Origin of the sequence: Pseudomonas avellanae BPIC 631, from assembly GCF_000444135.1 — a bacterium.
In the GTDB taxonomy this organism is placed as follows: domain Bacteria; phylum Pseudomonadota; class Gammaproteobacteria; order Pseudomonadales; family Pseudomonadaceae; genus Aquipseudomonas; species Aquipseudomonas avellanae.
In genome coordinates this window covers 1-1,357 of the sequence record NZ_ATDK01000014.1, presented here as the reverse complement: position 1 = coordinate 1,357, position 1,357 = coordinate 1, and the positions used below count along the sequence as shown (strand labels likewise).

3 protein-coding genes are annotated in these 1,357 nt (G+C 54.2%); all 3 read left to right on the top strand.

From position 1 onward, the window contains the following. Window positions 1–163 precede the first annotated feature (163 nt). A complete protein-coding gene (locus tag DW49_RS0100745) occupies window positions 164–502 on the top strand; it encodes a type II toxin-antitoxin system RelE/ParE family toxin (RefSeq protein WP_024420290.1) in 339 nt (112 codons plus the stop codon). Beyond that, the gene (locus DW49_RS0100740; protein WP_005622028.1) at window positions 502–789 is read left to right on the top strand and encodes a helix-turn-helix domain-containing protein; all 288 of its coding nucleotides are present in this window, start codon (window positions 502–504) and stop codon (window positions 787–789) included. Before DW49_RS0100745 ends, DW49_RS0100740 begins: the two co-directional genes overlap by 1 nt. Before the next feature lie 61 nt (window positions 790–850). Then, window positions 851–1,267: a TrfB-related DNA-binding protein gene (locus tag DW49_RS0100735; RefSeq protein WP_024420291.1), complete on the top strand. Its 417-nt coding sequence runs from the start codon at window positions 851–853 to the stop codon at window positions 1,265–1,267. Window positions 1,268–1,357: the final 90 nt, after the last annotated feature.

The following is a 1,357-nucleotide window of genomic DNA, read 5'->3' as shown; positions in this document are numbered from 1 at the left end:
AATTGGGTGTACGTTAAGTGCGCAAAGCTGAAATCTGTTGGGCTGATTTTCGTGTCACTTGGGGTAGACCCTATGTTGACGATAATAAGTAGCACCATGTGGTGACACAACTGCAGGTAAAATAAAAGAGACGTAGATATACGTGATCACGTATAATTAGTCCATGAACAAAGTCCTCAAACAAATCATCTTTATGGGCTCAGCTCTAAACGACCTGAGAGCGTTTCCAATCTCTGCTCGCCGTGAGGCCGGCTTTCAGCTGGATAGGGTGCAGGTGGGCAATGAGCCTGACGATTGGAAGCCCATGACGACCGTTGGTCCAGGGGTACAGGAGATACGGATCAGGGACGCCCACGGCGCCTTCCGTGTGATCTACGTTGCGAAATTCGCGACGGCGGTTTATGTCCTGCACTGCTTCCAAAAGAAGACGCAAAAAACGAGCAAGCATGACCTTGACCTCGCCGCCAAGCGGATGAAAGAACTGACTAAGGAGTTGAACTAATGACTGAATCAAATCAAGCCTTCAGCAGCGTCTGGGACGCCCTGGAGGACTCACCAGCCGAAGCAGAGAACATGCGTATTCGAACCAGCCTAATGACGGCTATCCGAGACTTTATCGAGGTGCGTCAGCTCTCGCAGGCTGACGCTGCGCAGCTGTTCAACGTAACGCAACCCCGCATTTCAGAACTCCAGCGCGGGAAGATCGACCTTTTCAGCGTGGATCGATTGATCAACATGCTCGCCCAGGGCGGCATGCACGTTGAAGTCAGTGTCAAAACTGCAGCTTGATACAGGTTACATGTGGTTGCGATTCCTGTAGTTTTGACTTCTTTCAGCCTGGTCTGCCCCTATGATTGTCGATCCTGACCTGCCTGGTCTTGCAACGAAGATCATCCAACACTACAGCAACGCCCAGATCGCCCAGTTGATCAGGATGATCAGTCCTGTTTCACCCTGCGCCCTGATGGCCGCGGACGAATTTGAGCGGGTCATGAACGTGCTTGCGGGCCAGAATCGACGTCGGGCGTTCTCCGATCGCTCGATAAGTGCTGCCAGGCTTGTCCTGGTCATGGGTGCCAGCGTGTCCGAAGCAGCCTTGGAGACTGGATTGTCCCGGCAGGTGGTTCACAGGCTTATGGCACGCATTCGGGCGCGCCTGGAGGATTTGCCTGCTGATTGGGTCAAGGTTGAAGCCTGGCTTCCTCCTGCAGCAGCTGGTGACGTTCTGGCTTTGGCTCAATCACTCAGATCTGCTCGATCGCAATAGGAGAGGAGTGCCCTGGCTGTTTGGGCCTCGGCGCAGCTCGATCGTTGACAACCTCTGACGTGCGTTCCCTTCGCTGCGCTCAGGGCCGGG